The organism is Thiocapsa imhoffii, assembly GCF_016583985.1.
GTDB lineage: Bacteria > Pseudomonadota > Gammaproteobacteria > Chromatiales > Chromatiaceae > Thiocapsa > Thiocapsa imhoffii.
In genome coordinates, this window is sequence record NZ_NRSD01000006.1 from 152,930 (window position 1) to 175,531 (window position 22,602).

General features: G+C 62.8%; 18 protein-coding genes. 7 read left to right on the forward strand and 11 right to left on the reverse strand.

Annotated features, from left to right (window positions below):
* Window positions 1-43 precede the first annotated feature (43 nt).
* Window positions 44-2,458 (forward strand): endopeptidase La, encoded by a 2,415-nt coding sequence (gene lon / locus CKO25_RS08365; protein ID WP_200387463.1) that lies wholly within the window; start codon window positions 44-46, stop codon window positions 2,456-2,458.
* Here the strand turns inward: lon and CKO25_RS08370 are convergent.
* Window positions 2,410-3,360 (reverse strand): LysR family transcriptional regulator, encoded by a 951-nt coding sequence (locus CKO25_RS08370; RefSeq protein WP_200387464.1) that lies wholly within the window; start codon window positions 3,358-3,360, stop codon window positions 2,410-2,412. The two genes, lon and CKO25_RS08370, sit on opposite strands and share 49 nt — an antisense overlap.
* Window positions 3,361-3,619: 259 nt before the next feature.
* Between CKO25_RS08370 and CKO25_RS08375 the strand changes: the two genes are divergently transcribed.
* On the forward strand, window positions 3,620-4,261 hold the full coding sequence (locus CKO25_RS08375) for a TusE/DsrC/DsvC family sulfur relay protein (RefSeq protein WP_200387465.1): 642 nt from the start codon (window positions 3,620-3,622) through the stop codon (window positions 4,259-4,261).
* 112 nt (window positions 4,262-4,373) lie between these two features.
* Here CKO25_RS08375 and CKO25_RS08380 read toward each other — a convergent pair whose 3' ends face one another.
* The gene (locus CKO25_RS08380) at window positions 4,374-4,634 is read right to left on the reverse strand and encodes a hypothetical protein (RefSeq protein ID WP_200387466.1); all 261 of its coding nucleotides are present in this window, start codon (window positions 4,632-4,634) and stop codon (window positions 4,374-4,376) included.
* Window positions 4,635-4,816: 182 nt separating this feature from the next.
* On the opposite strand from CKO25_RS08380, the gene CKO25_RS08385 reads away from it, so the two are divergent.
* Together CKO25_RS08385 and odhB are read left to right on the forward strand one after the other, a co-directional pair.
* Window positions 4,817-7,675, forward strand: a complete 2,859-nt coding sequence (locus CKO25_RS08385) for a 2-oxoglutarate dehydrogenase E1 component (protein WP_200387467.1) — start codon at window positions 4,817-4,819, stop codon at window positions 7,673-7,675.
* Window positions 7,672-8,931 (forward strand): 2-oxoglutarate dehydrogenase complex dihydrolipoyllysine-residue succinyltransferase, encoded by a 1,260-nt coding sequence (gene odhB / locus CKO25_RS08390; protein WP_200387468.1) that lies wholly within the window; start codon window positions 7,672-7,674, stop codon window positions 8,929-8,931. The genes CKO25_RS08385 and odhB overlap by 4 nt, the downstream gene beginning before the upstream one ends.
* A gap of 110 nt (window positions 8,932-9,041) precedes the next feature.
* Here the strand turns inward: odhB and CKO25_RS08395 are convergent, their stop codons facing one another.
* The 5 genes from CKO25_RS08395 to gloB form a co-directional block, all read right to left on the reverse strand.
* On the reverse strand, window positions 9,042-9,689 hold the full coding sequence (locus CKO25_RS08395; protein ID WP_371829708.1) for a flavin prenyltransferase UbiX: 648 nt from the start codon (window positions 9,687-9,689) through the stop codon (window positions 9,042-9,044).
* A gap of 42 nt (window positions 9,690-9,731) precedes the next feature.
* Window positions 9,732-11,126: a UDP-N-acetylmuramate:L-alanyl-gamma-D-glutamyl-meso-diaminopimelate ligase gene (gene mpl / locus CKO25_RS08400; RefSeq protein ID WP_200387469.1), complete on the reverse strand. Its 1,395-nt coding sequence runs from the start codon at window positions 11,124-11,126 to the stop codon at window positions 9,732-9,734.
* 144 nt (window positions 11,127-11,270) lie between these two features.
* Complete coding sequence (locus CKO25_RS08405) at window positions 11,271-11,783, reverse strand: hypothetical protein (RefSeq protein ID WP_200387470.1); 513 nt, start codon at window positions 11,781-11,783, stop codon at window positions 11,271-11,273.
* Between the two features lie 205 nt (window positions 11,784-11,988).
* Complete coding sequence (lnt, locus tag CKO25_RS08410; RefSeq protein ID WP_242467499.1) at window positions 11,989-13,524, reverse strand: apolipoprotein N-acyltransferase; 1,536 nt, start codon at window positions 13,522-13,524, stop codon at window positions 11,989-11,991.
* 163 nt (window positions 13,525-13,687) lie between these two features.
* A complete protein-coding gene (gloB, locus tag CKO25_RS08415; RefSeq protein ID WP_200387472.1) occupies window positions 13,688-14,494 on the reverse strand; it encodes a hydroxyacylglutathione hydrolase in 807 nt (268 codons plus the stop codon).
* A 162-nt stretch (window positions 14,495-14,656) separates the two neighbouring features.
* Between gloB and CKO25_RS08420 the strand changes: the two genes are divergently transcribed.
* From CKO25_RS08420 to CKO25_RS08430, 3 genes are all read left to right on the forward strand, one after another.
* A complete protein-coding gene (locus tag CKO25_RS08420) occupies window positions 14,657-17,182 on the forward strand; it encodes a heavy metal translocating P-type ATPase (RefSeq protein WP_242467500.1) in 2,526 nt (841 codons plus the stop codon).
* Entirely contained in the window at window positions 17,175-17,621 is a 447-nt protein-coding gene (locus CKO25_RS08425; protein ID WP_200387473.1) for a hypothetical protein, read from the forward strand. Before CKO25_RS08420 ends, CKO25_RS08425 begins: the two co-directional genes overlap by 8 nt.
* Window positions 17,622-17,711: 90 nt before the next feature.
* Window positions 17,712-18,932 carry an argininosuccinate synthase gene (locus CKO25_RS08430; protein WP_200387474.1) on the forward strand — a complete coding sequence of 407 codons (1,221 nt, stop codon included), beginning with the start codon at window positions 17,712-17,714 and terminating at the stop codon, window positions 18,930-18,932.
* Between the two features lie 174 nt (window positions 18,933-19,106).
* Here the strand turns inward: CKO25_RS08430 and CKO25_RS08435 are convergent, their stop codons facing one another.
* The 4 genes from CKO25_RS08435 to CKO25_RS08450 form a co-directional block, all read right to left on the reverse strand.
* Entirely contained in the window at window positions 19,107-20,267 is a 1,161-nt protein-coding gene (locus CKO25_RS08435; protein ID WP_200387475.1) for a PQQ-dependent sugar dehydrogenase, read from the reverse strand.
* Window positions 20,264-20,755, reverse strand: a complete 492-nt coding sequence (locus tag CKO25_RS08440; protein ID WP_200387476.1) for a gamma-butyrobetaine hydroxylase family protein — start codon at window positions 20,753-20,755, stop codon at window positions 20,264-20,266. The genes CKO25_RS08435 and CKO25_RS08440 overlap by 4 nt, the downstream gene beginning before the upstream one ends.
* A 75-nt stretch (window positions 20,756-20,830) precedes the next feature.
* The gene (hemH, locus tag CKO25_RS08445) at window positions 20,831-21,931 is read right to left on the reverse strand and encodes a ferrochelatase (protein WP_200387477.1); all 1,101 of its coding nucleotides are present in this window, start codon (window positions 21,929-21,931) and stop codon (window positions 20,831-20,833) included.
* 84 nt (window positions 21,932-22,015) lie between these two features.
* Complete coding sequence (locus CKO25_RS08450; protein WP_200387478.1) at window positions 22,016-22,570, reverse strand: hemerythrin domain-containing protein; 555 nt, start codon at window positions 22,568-22,570, stop codon at window positions 22,016-22,018.
* Window positions 22,571-22,602 lie beyond the last annotated feature (32 nt).

Consider the following 22,602-nt stretch of genomic DNA (forward strand, 5'->3'; position numbering starts at 1 on the left):
TGACCGCTCGGATGTGTGGTCTTCCTGGGTGAGGTTCGAGCAGATGACGGATGAAGACAATCAGGGCGTGACGATTGAAGAAGAGGAAGCGGCGGTAGAGGGATCGGCAATCCAACTCGCGCGCGCCAATGACGTCTTACCGACGCAGATCCCGATTCTGCCCGTCGCCTCACGCCCCTTCTTTCCCGGCCAAGCTGTCCCGCTCATGATGGACGCGGAGAATTGGGCCTCTACCCTGCAGACGGTCAGCGACAGCGAGCACAAGATCCTCGGGGTCGTGCTGGTGCGCAGCGAGACCTCAGAGGAGGCGCGTCCGAGCGATTTTCACCCGATCGGCACCGTCTGTCGCGTCCACCGCATCCACCAACAAGACGGGCATCTGCAGGTTCTCGTCGAATGTCTGCAACGTTTTCGGATCGGCACCTGGCTCAATCGGACCGTGCCGTTCCGCGCGCAGGTCACCTATCTCCCGGAACCCGCCGGGCCACCGAATGATGAGGTCAAGGCCTATGCGATGGCCGTGATCAACACCATCAAGGAGCTCCTACCGCTCAATCCGCTCTATGTCGAGGAACTGCGGATGTTTCTCGATCGGTTCGGCCCCGATGACCCGTCCCATCTGTCGGATTTCGCGGCCAGTCTAACCACCTCGACCAAGGAGCAGCTCCAAGAGGTCCTGGAAATCGTCGCGCTCCTCCCGCGCATGGAAAAGGTCCTCGTCCTGCTCAACAACGAACTCGAACTCGCCCGCGCGCAGCAGAAGATCCGCCGCACGGTCGAGGAGAAGATGCAGAAGCAACAGCGCGAGTTCTTCTTACGCGAGCAGCTGAAGGCAATTCAAAAGGAGCTCGGCATCGCCAAGGACGATCGCACCGCGGAACTCGACCGCTTCACCGCACGCCTCGCGCGACTCACGCTCAGCGAGCAGGCGCGCAAGCGCGTCGATGAGGAGATGGACAAGCTGCGGATGCTGGAAACCGGCTCACCGGAGTACTCGGTCACCCGCAACTATCTGGATTGGATCACTATCCTGCCCTGGGGCAACTACTCCAAGGACAAGCTCGACCTCAAACGTGCACGCCGGGTCCTCGACCGCGACCATTATGGTCTGGAGGATGTCAAAAAACGCATCCTCGAGTTCCTTGCCGTTGGGATCCACAAGGGCGAGGTCGCGGGTTCCATTATCCTTCTGGTCGGTCCGCCCGGGGTGGGCAAGACCTCGATCGGACACTCGATCGCGACCGCCCTGGGACGCCGCTTTTATCGTTTCTCGGTCGGTGGGATGCGTGACGAGGCCGAGATCAAGGGCCATCGACGAACCTATATCGGCGCCATGCCAGGCAAGTTCCTCCAGGCCATGAAGGACGCCGGCACCGCCAACCCCGTGATCATGCTCGATGAGATCGACAAGATCGGTGCGTCGTATCATGGCGACCCGGCCTCGGCACTGCTCGAGGTGCTCGATCCCGAACAGAACACCGATTTCCTCGACCATTATCTCGATCTGCGCTTCGATCTGTCGAAGGTGCTCTTCGTGTGCACCGCCAACCAGCTCGACAGCATCCCCGGCCCCCTGCTCGACCGCATGGAGGTGATCCAGCTCTCCGGCTACATTGCCGAGGAAAAGCTGCAAATCGCCAAGAAATTCCTGCTCCCGCGCCAAATCGAGCGCGCGGGTCTCGTCAAGGGCGCGGTCGCGCTCGACACCAAGACGCTCCGCGCACTGATCGATGGCTACGCGCGCGATGCCGGGGTCCGCCGACTGGAAAAGCAACTCGGCAAGATCGTGCGTCAGGTTGCGGTACGCCTCCTCGATCAGGCAACACCGCCAGTTCGCCTCACCACGGACGATCTCAAGGAATATCTCGGCAGCCCGGTATTTCGTGATGAACGCAAACTCTCAGGACCCGGGGTGGTCACCGGACTCGCCTGGACGGCAATGGGGGGTGCAACGCTGTCGATCGAGGCCGCACGCACGCACAGCTTCACGCGTGGATTCAAACTGACCGGTCAGCTCGGCGATGTCATGAAGGAATCGGCGGAGATCGCCTATGGTTTCGTGCTCTCCCATGCCGAGGAATTGGGCGCGGATCCGTCGTTTTTCGAAAACGCCTTTATCCATCTCCATGTTCCGGCTGGCGCAACGCCAAAGGATGGACCTTCAGCCGGAATCACCATGGCCTCGGCGCTCCTGTCTCTCGCCCGCCATCACCCCTTGCGCAGGGTCGCCATGACCGGAGAAATTACCTTGACGGGCGAGGTCTTCCCGGTCGGCGGGATCCGGGAAAAACTCATTGCCGCGCGCCGCGCGGGCATCCGCGAGATCATCCTGCCCGAGGACAACCGCGGCGAGTTCGAAGAGGTTCCCGAGCATGTGCGCAAGGGGCTCAGCGTGCATTTCGTCTCAGCTTATCGGGACCTCCTGCCGCTGCTCTTCCCCTCGCCGCGCGCGACCTGAATCGCCCCGCCCCGTCTGCCGCTGGGAGCCCCCTCCTCCGGCTCCGCATCGCCACCCGTTGTCTGCTCGCGCACCAGCGCACGCAGCACCCCGAGCGCCATGTCCAGCATGGAGGAATCGTCTTGCGACGAGTGGACCACATAGGCTGGCAAGCGAAAGCGGGGGCCATGCGGAGCCAGATGAAGCGATCCGTCTCTGAGAGAGGAGGCGGCGATTCGCTCGGGAACGAAACAGGACCCACCATTGGCCAAGATCAATTGCAGACCAAGCCAGCCAATGTTGGCCATCAGCGCGGGCCGCTCCAGATCAGGATAGACCTGTTGGTGTTGCGCGTAGAAGGTCGGTCCCCAGTCCACGTAGACGTAGCTGTCGTCCAACGCCGTGTCCTGCGGATCGCTGCAGACACGCACCAGGGTTTCGTCGAACAGATGTTCGATCTGGAGCCCCGCGCAATGGCGTGGTGAGTACATCAGTGCCAGATCCAAGGTGCCCACGATGATCCCCCGCATCAGGTCCTCTTCGAATCCGATGTCGCTGTTGATGGAGAGATCGGGGGCCTGCGCCCGCATGCGCCCCACCCAGAGCGGCAGCAAACCATCCCAGAGCGCAATGCGCGCGCCGATCCGCAGGCTCCCACGAAAGCGACTCGGCAACCCCACGTCGTGGCGAGCCTGATCGAACGTTAGCGCGAGGGTCTTGGCATGGCGCAAAAAGCGCTGCCCCGCCGCGGTCAAAGTCGCGCCCGAGCGATTACGCACGAACAGACGTGCATTCAATTCCTGCTCGATCGCTTGGATCCGCGCACTCACGGTCGACTGGGTGACATGCACGCGGGTGGCCGCCTCCTGGAAGCTGCCATGCGCGGCGACCGCGAGAAAGGTGTTGATCTGCTGGCTATCCATCGATGATCAAATCGGAAAAACCGATATCAAAAACAAATCATTTTCGTTTGTCAAAACTAAAACCCCTGATTAATATCCAACTGAATGCCCAGTCCGAATGAGGGGCCGGTTCACCCCCCCCCTTGACACCGACTTTGGCGCATTCGCATCGGCACGACACCGCGGTGAGAACCATGCCATCGGACTGAAGCGGCGCGGCCATCACGACGACGGTCGGTGACATGATCGCCGCTCGTCATCCGACGAGGAGAGGTCCAAGATGATTCAAGTCAAGGTTTCAATGAAGGTCACCAGGGAACCGCTGAAACGGACCCCAGTGGTGCTGAAGCTTGATGCCGACGGGTCCGAGACCCCGCCCATCCTGACCGATCACGAGGGGGTGGCCAGCTTCGACCTTCCCCCCACCAGCGGCAAGATCCTGGTCTCGGGTGTTGAGCGATTCGACGGCCGTCTCGATGGCAAGATCCCGATCGAGCTCTGGTCGATCACCCAGTCCGAGCACGACTCCAAGGGTCTACCCGGGGAGTTCCCGGTCGGCAGCAACGCCTATCCCAGCATGACCACTCACGCCTTCACGGTCGAGGGGCGCGAGATTCTGACCGACAGCGAAGGATATCTGGTCGATCCGTCCGATTGGTCCGAGGAATTTGCCCGCACGCTCGCGGCGCACGAGGGACTGACGCTCAGCGCCGAGCACTGGGAGGTGATCCGTTACCTGCGCGCCAGCTACGCCAAACACGGCACCCAGGCCACGGTCCGCGACATGATCGCCCATTTCCGCCGGGTGTGGGGCGGTGAGCAGGGCAGCAATCACGGCCTGCATCAGCTCTTCCCGCGCGGTGGTCCGCAGAAGCAAGGCAATCGTCTCGCCGGACTGCTGCGCATCAAAGGCGAACACTGAGCCCCCACGCGACGTCCGCTCGGGCGTTGCGCTCCACGGGGGATGCCAGCATCGCATCCCCATGCCGTCAGGCTTGCTGCCGGTCACCACGCCCTTGTCTCTCGCTCCGGACTCAGGCTCTGGGTGTCGTCTCGCCCTTCACAGCGGCGGTCACGGGCGCCATGCGTTTCTTCCCGGCGGCGAGGACCTGTTCAAGGAGATGCCGGCGCAGGAGCTCGAAGGCCAAGCGTTGGGTGGCTTGATACAGCGTCGCGGGCTCGCCGATCATCTCCAGGCGCGCCTCGAAATAGGCGATATCCGCCTGCAAGCGAACGATCTGGAGTCGATGACGCTTGCGCTCCTCGTCGTCGGACTTAGAGTATAGGCCGGTCATGATCGCCCGCGGATACACTCGGGCACGCGTGGCGCAGGGCGACGAACGGGCTGGGACGCGCCGGCGCGGCGGTGGCGATCAGCGTGCGTCATCGCGCATCAGAGCTGCCAAGCATGACCTAAAGTGTGCTATAAACCGCGAAAATCCATACATAAATCTAACCCTCGGGAACATCAGCGAGCATGAGCGCAATCCTCGAGCTGTTTCGTCGTTCCGGTGCCTTGTATGGCGGCAACGCCAGCTTCATCGAAGATCTCTACGAACGCTACCTAAAAGACCCAGAGAGTGTCGACCTAGCCTGGCGCGAACGCTTTCAGGTCATGCATCAGGAGTCGGCGAACGAGGTCGCGCACGGCCCGGTGCGTGAGAATTTTCTGCGCTTGGCCCAAGAGAGCCGTTCACGCGCACACACCCGCTCCACGGAACGACTCGAGCCCGCCGCGGCCGAGAAACAGTCGGCAGTCTTGTCTCTGATCAACGGGTATCGCTACCGCGGCCATCAGGTCGCGCGCCTCGACCCGATCGCGTTGCGCGAGACACCGAAGATCGCCGACCTCGACCCCTCGTACCACAATCTCTCCACGGAGGACATGGATCAGGTCTTCCACACGGGGTCGCTCTACGCACCCGACCGCATGCCCTTGCGCGACATCATCGCCATGGCCGAGCAGATCTATTGCGGCACGGTCGGCTCGGAGTACATGCACATCACCGATACCCAGGAGAAGCGCTGGATTCAGAAGCGTCTCGAGGGCTATCGCGCAACGCCGGAACTCGATGGCGCGGATCGTCGATGGCTGCTCACCCTCTTGAGCGCCGCCGAGGGCTTCGAGAAGTATCTCCACCAACGCTACGTCGGGCAGAAACGCTTCTCGCTCGAGGGCGGCGACGCGCTTATCCCACTGCTCGACGAACTCATCCAGCGTGCCGGTCGCAAGGGCCAGAAGGAGCTGGTCATCGGCATGGCGCACCGCGGGCGCCTGAGCGTCCTGACCAACATCTTCGGGAAGCCGCCGCAGGATATCTTCGACGAGTTCGAGGGCCGGGTCCAGATGGACTGGCGCAAGATGGCCGGCGACGTGAAATATCACCTTGGATTCGCGACCGATATCGACACGCCGGGAGGCATCGTCCATCTTGCGCTGGGCTTCAACCCATCGCACCTGGAGATCATCAACCCGGTTATCGAAGGCTCGGTGCGCGCACGCCAACGGCGTCGCCACGATCGCAGCGGTGACCAGGTGCTGCCAGTCCTGATCCACGGCGATGCCGCCTTCGCCGGACAGGGCGTGGTGATGGAAACCCTGCAACTCTCGCAGACGCGCAGCTACACCACCGGCGGCACGATTCACATCATCATCAACAACCAGATCGGGTTTACGACCAGCAATCCGCTGGACACACGTTCCACGCTCTACTGCACCGATGTGGCGAAAATGGTGCAAGCGCCTGTTTTCCATGTGAATGGCGACGATCCGGAGGCCGTTATCTTCGTCACTCGGATGGCACTCGACTTCCGTAATCAATTCCATAAGGATGTCATCATCGACCTGGTCTGCTACCGCCGGCTCGGCCACAACGAGGCCGACGAACCCTCGGTTACCCAGCCGATGATGTACAAAAAAATCCGCAAACACCCCACCCCTCGTGCGGTCTATGCCGATCGGCTCATCGCCGATGGGGTCATCGCGAAAGAAGAGGCCGATGCGCTGGTCGCCGACTATCGCGACTCGATCGAGCAGGGTGTCGTCGTCGCCCGTCCGGTGCTCTGTGGACTGGACCACGCCTATCGCGTGAGCTGGGCATTTTGTCGTAACACCGAATGGGACCAGGATGTCGAGACCGGGGTCCCGATCGACAAACTGAGGGAACTCACGGAGGCGATGCTGCGCGTGCCGGACGGGTTCGAGTTGCATGCCCGGGTCGAGAAGCTCTACGAAGAGCGTCGCAAGATGGCGCAAGGGGACCAGCTCCTGAACTGGGGATTCGCCGAGAACCTGGCCTATGCCACACTGCTCGATGCGGGCATCCCGGTGCGCCTGTCCGGGCAGGACACCGGACGCGGCACCTTCTTCCACCGTCACGCGAAGATTCATGATCAGTTAACAGGCAACGCCTACACCCCACTGCAGCATCTCAGTCCACACCAAGGGGCCTTCATCGCGATCGATTCGATCTTGTCCGAGGAGGCGGTGCTCGCCTATGAATACGGCTTCGCGACCGCCGAGCCGGGTGCATTGACGATCTGGGAAGCCCAATTCGGTGACTTCGCCAACGGCGCGCAGGTCGTGATCGATCAGTTCATCACCTCCGCTGGCACCAAATGGGGACTCTGCTGCGGACTGGTGATGCTCTTGCCGCACGGTCTCGAGGGTCAGGGCGCGGAGCATTCCTCGGCGCGTCTCGAGCGCTTCCTTCAGTTGAGCGCCGAACACAATATCCAGGTCTGCACGCCGACGACGCCGGCTCAGATGTTTCATCTGTTACGCCGACAGATGGTTCGGGACTACCGCAAACCGTTGATTGTAATGACGCCGAAGAGTCTCCTGCGCCATCGCCTGGCGGTCTCCTCCCTGGATGAACTTGCCGCCGGCCGCTTCCAGCCGGTGCTGCCAGAAGTCGATCCACTGGATCCGGCCGACATCGAGCGGGTCATCTTCTGTGGCGGCAAGCTTTATTATGATCTGCTCGAGGCCCGTCGCGCCCGCGGCCTCACGAATGTCGCCCTGATCCGCATCGAGCAACTCTATCCGTTTCCCAAGGATCAGTTCGCGGCCGCGCTCGAGACCTATCGAGCCACCGATGAGATCATTTGGTGTCAGGAGGAGGCGCAAAATCAAGGGGCCTGGGACCAGATCAAACACCGTTTCCACAACCTAATCCAGGACGGCAAACGTCCCGTCTATGTCGGTCGACCCGCGGCCGCGGCCCCCGCCGTCGGTCATCGCGCGGCCCATGTGGAGCAACAGGAGCGCTTGATCGACGAGGCCCTCACTGGGCTCTTCAACCCCAGCATGAATAAAAGGATCCCGCCACAATGAGCAGCGAAGTCCGCGTCCCCAACCTCCCCGAGTCGGTTGCCGATGCCACGGTCGCGACCTGGCACAAACGCCTCGGAGATCCGGTGAAGCGCGAAGAAAATCTCGTCGATCTCGAGACCGATAAGGTCATTCTCGAGGTCCCCGCGCCGGCCGATGGCATCCTCAGTGAAATCCTCGCCGAGGTCGGTGATCTCGTGCAGTCCGATGGGTTGCTCGCCCGTATCGCCGCCGATACCGCGGCGCGCACCAATGAGACGGCCGTGCCCTCCCCCTCCGAGACCGCAGCGCGCGCGTCGACCGCGAGCGCCCCCCAGGAGCGGCCCGACACCACTGCTCCAGACACGGCTGAACCACAGGTCGCGCCCGCCGCGCGGCGCCTGATCAAGGAATTGAATCTCGATGCCCGCGCGATCGCGGGAACCGGTCGCGAGGGACGCATTCACAAGGCCGATGTCATGGCCTATCTCGATCAGCGCGAGGCAGAAACGCCGCATCAAGAACCCGATGCCGCCCAGCCCAGTATGGCTCAATCACCGAGCCTGACCGGTGAGGCCGGGCGTCCGGAACAGCGTGTCACCATGACGCGGCTGCGCGCGCGCATTGCCGAACGGCTGGTTCAGGCACAACAAAACGCGGTCATGCTGACCACCTTCAACGAGGTCGATTTGGCTGCCGTGATGGCACTGCGCAGCCGCTATAAAGAGGCCTTCGAGACCACGCATGGCGTCCGACTCGGCTTGATGTCCTTCTTCGTGAAGGCGGCCATCGAGGCATTGCAGCGTTTCCCCGTGCTGAACGCCTCGGTCGATGGTGACGACATCATCTACCACGGGTACTACGATATCGGCATCGCGGTCAGTTCCCCACGCGGGCTCGTCGTGCCGATCCTGCGCAACTGCGACCAGCTCTCGATGGCGGATATCGAACAGGGAATCGTCGGCTTCGGCGAGAAAGCCCGCGACGGCACCCTAAGCTATGAGGAGCTGACCGGCGGCACCTTCTCGATCACCAATGGTGGCGTGTTCGGGTCCCTGCTCTCGACGCCGATCCTCAACCCGCCGCAAAGCGCGATCCTGGGTATGCATAAGATTCAGGAACGCCCCGTGGTGATCAAGGGCGAGATCAAAATCGCACCAATGATGTACCTTGCGCTCACCTACGACCACCGCATCATCGATGGGCGCGAAGCAGTTCAGTTCCTCGGCACCATCAAAGACACCCTGGAAGATCCGGCGCGACTGCTGCTCAGGATCTGAGGCTCCGCTCACCGGGGACAGGCTCGGTGTCAGAGGCCATCGCGCTCACACTTGAGCCTCGTGGCCCGGGCACCAGGGCCACGGGGCGAGTCGGTTCAGGCCTGGTCGGTTCAGGTCGGAGGGACTGACTCGTCGCCCCAGCGTGGCAACAGGGCATGCGGCACACCGAGATGGTCCAGCACGCGTGCCACCATGAAATCGACCAATTGCTCGACCCGTGTTGGTTTGAAATAGAACCCCGGATTGGCCGGCATGATGACGACTCCAGCGCGAGCAAGCCGCAACATGTTCTCGAGATGGATGGGTGTGAAGGGAGTCTCGCGGACGACCAAAATCAACTTCCTTGACTCCTTCATGGTCACGTCGGCGGCACGATCGATCAAGGAGGTGGAGACGCCCGCGGCGATGCTGGCCAGGGTTCCGGTGGTGCAGGGACACACCACCATGGCATCGGGAGGATTGCTGCCGCTCGCCACGGGCGCGCTCCACTGCTGGCGGCCGAAAACACGCAACTGCCCGGGCGTGGACTTGAAGTAGTCGCGGAAGAACGCCTCGGCATCGCCGGCCCGTCCCGGGACCTCGAGGTCTGCTTCCATCTTCAGCACCACTTGCCCCGCTTGCGACACCAGCAGATAGACGCGCATCCCCGCGGACAAGAGACAGTCGACCAAACGCAACCCGTATTGCGAACCCGAGGCACCGGTCAGGGCGACGGTGATCGTCTTTGGCCAGGGAGATGATGGTTCAGATGCCATCATGGCATTCCTGCTGTGAGGTGGGCCGGATACACGCTCGCCAACTCAGCACTCGCGCGCGCCGCAACCGCGATCGGCCGCGGAGGTAGGCATCCCGAGACGGTCGAGCAGGCGCTGATGCAGACCCGCGAACCCCCCGTTGCTCATCACCAGGATGTGATCGTCAGGACGGCTTGCGGCAAGAATCGCGTCGAGCAGCGACGCAATCTCGCGATGCACCACGGCGCGGCTCCCGAGCCGACTGAAGACGCGACCCGCATCCCAACCCAGATCCTCGGGGGCGAAGACGAAGACACGATCGGCGTCGTCGAGCGAGGCGGCGAGGGTGTCGTTGTGCACGCCGAGTTTCATGGTGTTCGAACGCGGTTCGAGCACGGCGAGAATGCGCTGTGTCCCGACCCGCTGGCGCAATCCGGCCAGGGTGGTCGCGATCGCGGTCGGATGATGGGCGAAATCATCGTAAACGCTGACCTTCGCGACCCGGCCGCGCAGCTCCATGCGCCGTTTCACCCCCTTGAAGCAGGATAGGGCCGCCAGCGTTTGCGCCACGGGCACGCCAGCATGCCGGGCCGCCGCGACGACCGCAAGCCCGTTGTGGACGTTGTGCAAGCCGGTCTGGCCCCAGGCCACCTCCCCCACGGGTTCGCCATCGCAAGACACCACAAACCGGGATCCATCCGCGGCAATGAGCTGGGCGCTCCAATGTCCGGCGGCGCCGAAGGATTCTCGTGGGGTCCAGCACCCCATCGCGAAGACCTCGTCGATCGCGGGATCGGCAGCGGGATGTACGATCAGACCGCGTTGGGGGACGGTGCGGATCAGGTGATGACATTGACGTTGAATGTGCGACAGATCATCGAAGATATCGGCATGATCGAACTCGAGGTTGTTCAGAATCAGGGTGCTTGGACGGTAGTGGACGAATTTCGACCGCTTATCGAAGAAGGCCGTATCGTATTCATCTGCCTCGACAACGAAGAAAGGCGCCGTGCCCAAACGGGCGGACTGACCGAAATCCAGTGGTACCCCGCCGATCAGAAAGCCCGGCGCGAGTCCAGCCTCCTCGAGCACCCAGGCCAACATGCTCGCGGTCGTCGTCTTACCATGGGTTCCGGCGACCGCCAAGACCCAGCGCTCGCTCAGGAGATGCTCGCGCAACCAGTCCGGACCGGAGCAATAGCGTAGACCCTGATCCAGCATCGCCTCGACCGCTGGGTTTCCACGTGTCAGCGCATTGCCCACCACGACCAGGTCCGGGACTGGGCGCAGATGGGCTGGGTCATAACCCTCCATGAGTTCGATCCCCGCCTCCTCGAGTTGTGTGCTCATCGGCGGATAGACGTTCGCGTCCGAACCCGTGACCCGATGCCCGAGCGCACGTGCAAGCAGGGCGATCCCGCCCATGAAGGTGCCACAGATTCCCAACAGATGCAGGTGCATGTCCAATCCTTAATCTTGTTCCCGTCAATCCACGCGACGCACGCCAGATCGGCTCCGCGAGGGCCGAACCCAAGCGCGCGGGCTCAGTGACGCCGGGAGGTCCGAACCAGTCCAGGCGTTCGCTCAGTGCGACGTCGCGTTCGGCTAGAGGCTTCCGAGCGACCCGAGCACCAGAACCATCGCGATCTTGAAGGCCACGGTAATCGCCGCCGCCTGTCCCAACGTGATTCCGAAGGTGTGGCGCAGGATGTGCCCGGTGACCACGACGCTCCAGACGAAGATCACCAGGAGCAGCAGTGCGCCGAGCGCGGCGAGATCGCTTTCCTCCGGACCGGTCGGGTTCAAGCTCAGTGGAAGGATCGCGATCACGCCGATCACGACCCCCGCGCCCAGTAATGCGGTCGCTGCTTGCAGGAAGCGCGAGGGCTTCCCCACGAGTCGCAGGGCCAACGAAAGCGCCATCAGCGTGAGGGCAAGTTCGACCACCGTATGCAGGGAGCTGACCCCGAACGAGAGTCCGGCAACCAGACCGATCACGACCCCGACCACGACGGCCGCGAGCACGACCAGCCCGAACAGAACGTTCGAAGCGGGTAGATCCTGCGGTGTCTTGCGCAGCGCGCACAGCTCGGCAAAGAATAAGATCAAGGCCTGCACGATGACTCCCGTTCACGAAACCCGTTACAACCGCACCCGTGCGCGCCCGGGTGCCCGATACCGACGCCCACGCCGCCCAGCCTGCGATCCAGTTGTGCCCGATTCAGCCCTTCGGCGCGGTTCAGCCTTTAGCACGGCTCGGAGAGTGCCGCGCGCTCACCTCAGCGGACCGCGGCTGCGGGAGGACCAAGGACACCAGCCCGGGTCAAGCACGCCTGCGCCTTATCTTAGCACCAGCCATGCCGATCACGCCGAACCCCAATGCCAGCAACACCATGAATGCCGCCGTCACGATCACGGGCCCGTTGCCGAAGCGTGCAAATGGTGTGGCGCCCTGGTAAAGCTCGATCTCGCTGGTCAGGCTCCCGAGCTCGAACGACGGCACCACCCCTAGAAGTCGTCCACGCGTGTCGATGATGGCGGAAATCCCCGTATTGGTCGCGCGCAACAGGTAGCGACCGTTTTCGAGTGCGCGCATGCGCGCGATCTCGAGGTGTTGATGCGGTGCCAGTGAGTCACCGAACCAGGCATCATTGCTGACATTAATCAAGAACCGCGCCTCCGGCAGCGCCTGCGACACGGCGCTCGGAAACGCGTCCTCATAACAGATTGAGACCCCGGCTGACCAGGTTCCGACCGCCAGCAAGGGTCGCTCGGAACGGCCAGGGCTAAAATCGGACATGGGCACCTCGAAGAGTTCCACAAGGGGACCGAGGATCGGCTTGAAGGGCATGAACTCACCGAAGGGGACCAGGTGACGTTTCGCATAGAGATCCTCCTGCGTCCCAATGCTCAGCAGGGCATTGTAATAACGCCCCTGCTCCGTCTCCATCACTGGGATGCCCAACACGAGTTCGCTCCCCGCCTCGGCCGCGCGCAGCGCCATGGGCTCGATCACGGCCGTGCGGACCTCGTGGAGGAACGCTGGGATCGCCGTTTCTGGCCAGACCACCAGATCGACACCGAGGAGGTCTTCCGTCAGCTCCCAATAGATCGACACCGTCGAGACCAAGCGTTCCGGGTCCCACTTGATCGATTGGGGGATGTTTGCCTGGACCACCGCCGCGCGCAACCGCTCGCCCGTGGGCTGTGTCCAGGCGACGGTTTGCAACAGGAGCCCGCCACCCCAGATCACCACCAGTGCGCCGACCGCGGCCCACCGGCCTGCCCGCGCCCAATGAACCAGTCCCCAGAGCAGCCCCACTGAGCAGACCAGCAGCAACCCAACCCCATAGACGCCCACCACTGGGGCATACCCACTCAGCGGCCCGTCGAGCTGGGTATAACCGAGATTCAGCCAGGGAAACCCCGTGAACAACCATCCTCGGAGCCACTCGATCAACAGATAGATGCCGGGAAAGAGCAACCCGGGCACGACCCAGTCATCGTTGCGGCCCAGTCGTCTGAGAAGCCAACCCAGCAGGCCATAATAGAGCGCCATGATGGCGACGAAGAGCACCGTCAGCAGGTTCGCGACCACGGGCGTCATATTCCCGAATTCGTTCAAACTGATACGAATCCAGAACACCCCGAAGCCCATTAGACCAACACCGAAGAGCCATCCGCGCAGCGCGCCGTCGCGCGCGTCTGCCCCCCGCAGAGCGAACAACAACCCGAGCAAGCCCACCAGCGCCATGGGATACCAACCGAAGGGGGCAAAGCCTAGGACCACGAGAGCCCCGCTCACGAGCGCAAGCAGGGCCATCAACAGTGAGTACAGGCGGGCGTGGATGGCAGCCATGGCGAGATGCGGTCTCATGAGATACGACGAATAGGTCTGTTGCAGGGGACCGGCTGCGCGCCCGGCCCAAGCTCGCGCATCACTCCCGAGCCCGCCGGCTGCGGGAACCCGGCCAGGACGGGCGGATGGCGGTCCCCCACGACCAGACACGTCGACGAGGAGATCAATCGTACAGGGTGTCCTTCCATTGTCTCAGCGCCTTGAAGACCTCGCGCGGCGTGGTTAGGGGGCGCTCGGCGAACTGCTCAGCGGCCGCGATCACCGCTGGGACACGCGTGCGCAGGAAGGGGTTCGTGGCGCGTTCGAGTTCGAGGCGTGAGGGCACGGTCGGTTCTCCCGCATCGTCCCGGGCGCCATCCGCCTCCAGACGGGCGCGTAACGGCTCATGCTGCGGCTCGACCCAGCGGGCAAATCCAAGATTGGCGAGCGTGTACTCATGCGCGCAGTAGATGAGCGTGTCCGCTGGCAGTGCCGCGATTCGATCAAGAGAGTCCGAGAGCTGCTCGAAGGTTCCGTCGAAGACTCGGCCACAGCCTCCCGCGAATAGGGTATCACCGCAGAACAACACGCCATCGCCGAGATACGCAATATGGGTCGAGGTATGACCCGGGACGGCCATGACACGCATCGCCATCCCGATCCCGTGGGGACGGAATCGCTCGCCGTCGCGAACCGGATGCGTGATCCCGCGGATGCGTGGATCGACTGGCCCGAACACCTGGGCCGCGGGGAAGGCCGCGCGCAGCTCCGCCACGCCGCCGATGTGATCACCGTGATGATGCGTGATGAGAATGGCCCCGAGCGTGCGTGATTCCGCTTGCAGATGCGCGATCACCGGTTCGGCATCACCGGGATCAACCACCACGGCTAGGCTCGAGGACTGGGCGCGCGCTCCACGCGGGGCGTCGGAATCCGTTAGGATCCAAATATAATTGTCGGAAAACGCAGGGATCGGACGAATCGTTAGCATGGATGACTCCGCTATGGTTCACGAACGAATCGCATCACGCGGCATTCGGGTCGCCTGGTCGGATGCGCTTATGCGTTCGCTTGGCCGAACCTGAAGGAACTGTATCATGGGACCAACCGACGCCATGGTTATCGGGATCGCGTCGCGCATTGGGGGAAGATCATGCAGGAGGTTCGAATCGGTGTCGACGGCATGCACTGCGCGGCTTGCGTCACGCGGGTCGAGCGCGTCCTCACGCGCGAACCCGGCGTGGACTCGGCCGCTGTCAATCTCGCCGCTGGGGTCGCCGTGCTGCGCCTCGTGCCCACGCCCTCGTCACCCCCCCTCCCCGCGCGGCTCGCGGCACTGCTCGCGGCACTGCGCGCCGCTGGATTCGAGCCCCAGGTCACCTCACTGACCCTGGGCATCGAAGGAATGACCTGCGCCGCCTGTGTCGCGCGGGTCGAACGCGCGATCCGCGCCCTGCCTGGCGTCCTCGCCGCCGACATCAATCTGTCGACGGAAACGGCGCGGGTCACCTATCTTCCGGCCACGTCGAGCGCGGAACGCATTGCCGAGACGATCCGCGCGGCCGGCTATCATCCCGTCCTCAAGGAGCGGGATCTCACCACCGAACAGACCCGCAAGGATCAAGCGCGTCTGGAACTGCGGCGCGACCTCATCATCGCCGCGGTGCTGACCCTACCGCTGCTGCTGATCAGCATGGGGCCCATGGTTGTGCCACCGCTTGGCCTCTGGTTCGAGCACCTAGCACCTAAGACGATCTGGAACGGGCTCGAGCTGCTGCTAGCCACACCGGTGCTCTTTTGGGCGGGGCGACGCTTTCTCGTGCGGGGTGTGACCGAGTTGCGTCACCTCAGTCCTGGCATGGACAGCCTGGTGATGCTCGGGAGTGGAGCGGCCTATTGGTACTCACTGCTCGTGGTCACGGTTCCGGAGGTCTTTCCGCCCGGCACCGCCAACCTCTATTTCGAGGCCGCGGCCGTGATCGTGACCCTGATCCTGTTCGGACGTTATCTTGAGGCACTCGCCAAAGGTCGAACCTCCGAGGCGATTCGCGGCCTGCTCGATCTGCAACCCCAACGCGCGCGGATCCTGAGCGAGACGGGCGAGCGCGAGATCCCGGCCAATGCGGTCGTTCCCGGCGACATCCTGCTGATCCGACCGGGTGAGCGTCTTGCGGTCGATGGCATCCTGACCGAGGGCGGGAGTTATGTCGACGAATCCATGATCAGCGGGGAGCCCGTGCCCGTGCGCAAAGACCCTGGAGACGCGGTTATCGGTGGCACGGTCAACCAAACGGGGGCCTTTCGATATCGTGCCACGCGGGTCGGAGCAGAGACCCTGCTAGCACAGATCATCCGCCTGGTGGAAGATGCGCAGTCGAGCAAGCCACCAATCCAACGCGTGGCCGATCGGATCGCGGCCGTCTTCGTCCCCATCGTGCTGGTCGTGGCCCTGCTGACCTTCCTCGCCTGGCTCTGGCTCGGCCCAGCGCCAGCACTCAATTATGCCTTTGTCACGGCCGTCAGCGTTCTGCTGATCGCCTGCCCCTGCGCCATGGGGCTGGCGACACCGACCGCCATCATGGTCGCCACGGGACGTGGCGCGAGACTGGGGATCCTGTTTCGTCAGGGTGCGGCGCTCGAGACCCTCGCGCGCGTGGACACCGTCATTCTCGACAAGACCGGAACCCTCACTCTGGGGCATCCCGCCTTGACCGATCTCAGGGCCTACGGGCGCTCCCCCGATGAGGTCCTCGCGCTGGCGGCTGCCGTGGAGCGTCATAGCGAGCACCCGATCGCGACCGCGCTGCTTGAGGAGGCGAGGAAGCGCGGTCTGACCTGGGGCGAGGCCACGCAGGTCGAGGCCGTTCCCGGTAGCGGCATCCAGGGCCAGGTTGGCGCGCAGCGGATTGCGATCGGCACCCAACGCTGGATGATGCAGCGATCGGTTCCCCTGCAAGCAGCTGGCGAATTCGAGCAGATGCTGGCCGAGGCTGGACGGTCACCCATCTATGTCAGCGCCGATGATCAACTCATTGGCGTGCTCTCGATTGCCGATCCGCTCAAACCCGGCAGCCGCGCGGCGATCGAGCGCTTACAAGGGCTTGGGCTTGCGGTTGCAATGGTGACCGGAGACGGACGCGCAACCGCGGAGACGGTTGCGCGCGCAGTCGGGATCGAGCAGGTCTTGGCCGAGGCGCGACCCGCCGAGAAGGCTGAAGAGGTGCAGCGTGTGCAAGCACTGGGGCAGCGGGTCCTGTTCGTCGGCGACGGGATCAACGACGCACCGGCACTCGCGCGAGCGGATGTTGGCCTCGCCATCGGCACGGGCACCGACATCGCCGTCGAGGCCGGTGACGTGATCCTGATGCAGGAGGATCTTGCCGCGGTCGCCGACGCAATCGCCCTCGCACGCCGCGCGTTACACACGATACGTGTCAACTTTTTCTGGGCTTACGCCTACAATATCGCCCTGATTCCAGTCGCCGCCGGGGTCTTGTTCGCCGTGACAGGCTGGTTGCTGAACCCGATGCTTGCCGCCGGGGCCATGAGCATCTCAAGCCTGTTCGTCGTGACCAACAGCCTGCGACTGCGCCGATTTAAGTCCGGCCAGCCCAGCGCACGCGTGGCGGCCGGTCCCCTTGTGTCTCGTATCGATCCGCGACAAACCCGAGATGACTGAGCAAAACACACGCGAAGATCCTTACCTGCGAGCCTTTCGTGGAAGCTTCACGGCGACCTTGCGTTGGCCGCAATTCGACGCACTCTGGGCGCGCCTCGCCGAACGCGCGGATGCCGGATGGTTTCTCTATGCGGTCGGCGAACCCCCGCCAACCGCGCCAACCGACGCGGCTGGAGTCTTGACCTTCCTCACCGAAATTGCCCACGTGCTGCGTCACGAACATCGGGAAGACTATTGCGGCATTGTCTACGCCGATGATCTCAGTGTGCCAAGCTTTGTGAAGATCTATGATCCGCACCATCTCGGCGGCGCCTGCGGTTCGAGCACCTCGCCGCCCCTTCCCGGTTGGATCATGAGCCTGATCGCCCCCGTCGATCTGCCCAGCACACGACCGCCACCGCAACAGCGACGACGCTGGTGGCAACGTCTGGTTGGATGAGTGCGGATGCGGGGGCGCGACCGAGACAGCCCCTCATCTCCGCACCCTCATCAGGCTATACTCGCGATTTTCCCGATTCGGAGCAAGACGATGGCGCACGGCGCAGTGAGCAAGGTGGTGTTGGCCTATTCCGGTGGTCTCGACACCTCGGTCATCCTCAAATGGCTACAGGAAGAATATGGTTGTGAGGTGGTTACCTTCACCGCCGATATCGGCCAAGGCGAGGAATTGGAGCCGGCACGCGCCAAGGCTCAAGCCGCGGGCGTGAAGGAAATCTTCATCGAGGATCTGCGCGAGGAATTCGTGCGTGACTTCGTCTTTCCCATGTTTCGCGCCAACACCCTCTACGAGGGCGAGTACCTGCTCGGGACCTCGATCGCCCGCCCCTTGATTGGCAAGCGTTTGATCGAGATCGCGGCGCTGACCGGTGCCGACGCGATCGCTCACGGCGCAACCGGTAAGGGCAACGATCAGGTGCGCTTCGAACTGACCGCGTATGCCCTCAATCCAGACATCAAAATCATCGCGCCCTGGCGCGAGTGGGATCTGTTGTCCCGCGAGAAACTGATGGACTATGCCGCCCAGCATGGGATTGCGGTCGAGATGAAACGCGATGGGACGAAATCGCCCTACTCGATGGACGCCAATCTTCTTCACATCTCCTACGAGGGTTACGATCTGGAGGACCCCTGGGTCGAGCCCAGTCAGGAGATGTGGCGTTGGAGTGTCGCGCCCGAGGATGCCCCCGACCAGGCAACCCTGATCGAGCTGACGTTTGAACAGGGTGACTGTGTCGCCATCGATGGGACGCGTCTCACGCCCGCCGCGGTTCTTGCTGAACTGAACCGGCTCGGCGGAGCCAACGGCATCGGACGCAGCGACATCGTCGAGAATCGCTATGTCGGAATGAAATCGCGCGGCTGTTATGAAACGCCGGGTGGCACCATCCTCTTGAAGGCGCATCGGGCCATGGAATCCCTAACGTTGGACCGCGAGGCCGCGCACCTGAAGGACGAGCTGATGCCACGCTATGCCAGCCTGGTCTACAACGGCTACTGGTTCGCGCCCGAACGAACCATGTTGCAAGCCGCAATCGATGCAACTCAGGAGGTGGTCAACGGGGTCGTGCGACTGCGCCTCTATAAGGGCAACGTCATGGTGGTCGGACGCAAGTCTGAGCACAACAGCCTATTCGATGCCTCCATTGCCACCTTCGAGGAGGACGCAGGCGCCTACGATCAGGCTGACGCCACCGGCTTCATTCGACTCAACGCCCTGCGGCTGCGGGTTGCCAGACGCTTGCGAGGCTGAGGGCGGATCCACGCGCCCCGGGGATCCGCGCCGTATCGTGGATCCGGGGGCGCGCTAACCATGGGGTCACACCGAATGTCGGGGCCTCGGCCCCGCGCGCGGCATCAGGCTGACCTCGCGCGTGCGTCGGTTCTCCACCCGATCCATCTGGATGCCGGGCACAGGCGGGCGCCATCAATCCGGTAGGATGCGCAGGAGTGAGCCGTCACCAGAGTCGGTCAACACATAGAGATACCCATCCGGTCCTTGTCGCACGTCGCGCACGCGGTTGCCGATGGTGAGCTTCTCCTCGCCGACCACCCTGTCGCCATCGAGCTGGATGCGGCGGACCTCACCAAACACGAGCGCGCCGCTGAAGAGATCGCCCTGCCAATCCGGATAGCGCTCACCGGTATAGAAGGCCAGTCCGCTCGGAGCCTTCGACGGCGTCCAATTGATGACGGGATCGATCATGCCCGGGCGGGTGCTCTCATCAGAGATCCGTGGTCCCCGGTACTCGAGGCTGTAGGTGACCTCGGGCCAACCGTAGTTCCCGCCCGCCTCGATCAGATTGAGCTCATCGCCCCCACGGGAACCATGCTCGTTCGCCCAGACGCGCCCGGTCTCGGGATCAAGCGCGAGACCCTGGATGTTGCGGTGCCCGTAGGAATGGATCTCGGGCCGAGCGCCCGCCTGGTCGCTGAAGGGGTTATCGGGATAGGGGGTCCCATCCTCCGTGAGTCGCACGACCTTGCCAAAATGCGTCTCAAGCCGCTGTGCTTGGTCACGAATATTACCGCCCGCGAAGTCGATCGGCGGGTTTCCACCATCACCGATGCTCATCAACAAGCTCTGATCCGGTAACCACAGCAGGCGTGAACCGAAGTGCTGCCCACCGCGCTTGACATCCGCGTTTTCAAAGAGCAGGGCGACATCCTGCAAGCGATCATCGACCCATCGGCCGCGAGCGAGTGCGGTCCGGTTCGCTTGCTCGGTCCCCGTGGCGTAGGTGAAGTAGACCCATTGATTCTCTGCGAAATCAGGATGCAGGACGACATCCATGAGTCCGCCTTGACCATGCGATAGGATCGGAGGTAAGCCAGCCACCGGTTCGGGCAACAGGACGCCGTCGCGAAGGAGGCGCAAGCGCCCGGGCCGTTCCGTGATCAGCGCGGAACCGTCTGGCAGCCAAGCGATCGCCCAGGGATGTACTAATCCGCCCGTGACCGTCTCGAGTCGCCAACCCGTGGCTTCCGGGACATCGCCAGTCGGCGCCACTGGACCCTCTACCGGGCTGCAGTGTGCGAGAGGAATCCAACTCAGGGCCAGGATAGCGAGAATTGGACGATAGGTCATTGGCCGCCCTCCGTGCTCGCGGACACCGCATTCTGGTTCGTCGAGGGAACAGCCGAACCCGTGCTGCCGTCACCCGGCAGTTGCGCGGGCTGTTCGCCCCGCGCAGCGAGTGTCTCGAACGGGTCCGGCGCGCTGCGTTGATACCCGACATCCTTGATCTTTTGCAGATAATCAAACCACAGTGGCTGCCAAGCACGCCCGAGTTTGTAGAGATAATTCCAATCATAGAGCCCGGATTTATGGCCATCATCGAAGATGATTTTCACCGCGTAATGACCAATCTGCTGCAAATCGGTGATGTTCACGGCCTCTTTTTTCACTTGCAGTTTCGCGGTGTCGGGTGAGTGTCCACGCACCTCGGCGGATGGCGAATACACCCGCAAATATTCACACGGGAGCCGAAAACGCGCCCCATCGTCAAACGCGATCTCCAGGACACGTGATTGTTGATGCAGCGCGATTTCAGTGGGTAGGGAGCGATGCTCCATTGAATGATCCCTCCGAATGTCAGGGTTGTTCCCGTTCAGGTCGGTCGCGGTGATCGGACCATGACCGATCCGTCATCAAGCGACCGCGCCCAACGCAAGCGCGCGCTCACGCCGAGCATGGCGCTCCGTCTCATCGAGGACCGAGCCCTCGAGCTCTGGCCAGCCCATGGCGTGGCGCGTGATCAGATCGACCATCATGTCGATATGCTTCGGCGCATCATTCAGGCAGTGGATGTAACTGAAGTGTTCCCCTCCAGCACCTAGGAAATAGCCGCGATTCTCCTCGTCGATCTCCTCGATCGTCTCCAGACAATCAGCCGAGAAACCGGGCGACAGGACCTGAACCGAACGAATCCCGGCAGCGCCCCACGACTTTAAGGTCTCATCGGTGTAAGGCTGCAGCCACTCCTTGAACCCCACTCGCGACTGGAAGGTCACCGACCAGGACTCTGGTGGCAGGGCCAGTTGATCGGTGATCAGGCGCGCCGTCTTCTGACAATGACAATAGTAGGGATCGCCCTGATCAAAATAATCTTTCGGAATCCCGTGGAACGAAAACAGCAGCCGCTCGGGCTGACCGTGCACGGACCAGTGTGCGCGGATGCTCTCGACGATGGCCGCGATGTATCCTGGATGATCGTGGTACTGGTTGATGAAACGCGTCTCGGGCAACCAGCGCCAACGCGACAGCTCGCGGGTGACCGCATCGAAGACGGAGGCTGTCGTGGAGCCCGAGTATTGCGGATAGAGCGGGAAGACGAGGAGCCGTCGCACATTGGCTTGGCGTAACTGCGCGAGTGCGGCGGGGATCGATGGATTACCGTAGCGCATGCCCAGGGCGACCTTCACGGCCCCCGGCAGGCGCTGGTCGAATCGCTCCTGCACCGCGGCCGCTTGGCGTTGTGCGATTGTCAGGAGCGGCGATCCATCCTCGGCCCAAACCGATTGATAGGCCTTGGCGGATCGAGCCGGACGAACCCTGAGAATAACGCCATGCAAAATGGGCAGCCACAGCGCGCGCGGTAGCTCGACGACCCGCGGATCGGCGAGAAACTCCGCGAGATAACGACGCACGGCAGGCACTGTCGGCGCATCCGGGGTCCCCAGATTAACGAGCAGGACCCCGAGACGTTCCGGGGCATCGTGGTGAAACTCAGCGTGACTTACGAACGTCATGACTCCATCTCAGCTGGGGCATTGGGGCTTGACCGGCACCGAGCGTGCGGGCGCCGCTGGCTGACACGGCTCGGCGAAGGCGTTTCATGGGGTTTGTGATTGTTCAAAGAGTCGTGCATAGAGTGACCGGTATCGCTGCGGATCCGGAATGCTGAACAAGGGGTCGTCCATCGTCGGCGCTGCGTCCTCGAGCGCAGCCCAGTCACCATCATCGAGCACGGCGCGCGCGACCGGAAAGGCCTCCTCGTTTTCCAGACGCAAATGTCCGCGCAATGTCGCGATCAGTTCCCGCCCCTGGACCTCAACCTCCTCACGCAGGAGCACCTCCTCGCGCAGGATGCCGTCGAGGGATTGTTGAAAGCGCTTGCTCAACTGCGGGATGACTTGGTGCTGACGCATCAGCACATCGAAGACATCGCGCCGTTCGGTGCCCTTCTCGAGCACCCGCTGAAAGATCAGATCCTCCGTGGGGTGATGGACTTGGTCGGAATAATCATCCATGTATCCGAGCATCTCGCACATCAGGTCGTAATCGGGTTCATCGCCATCGTGAAAGCGATCGAGGAGGTTTTCGAATAAGTCGAGCAGCCGCGTCAGACGGACGTGATCCTGATCGAGTCGGGTCATTACCGGGGGCATGAGCTGTTCCTCTTCGCTTGGGATGTTTTCGC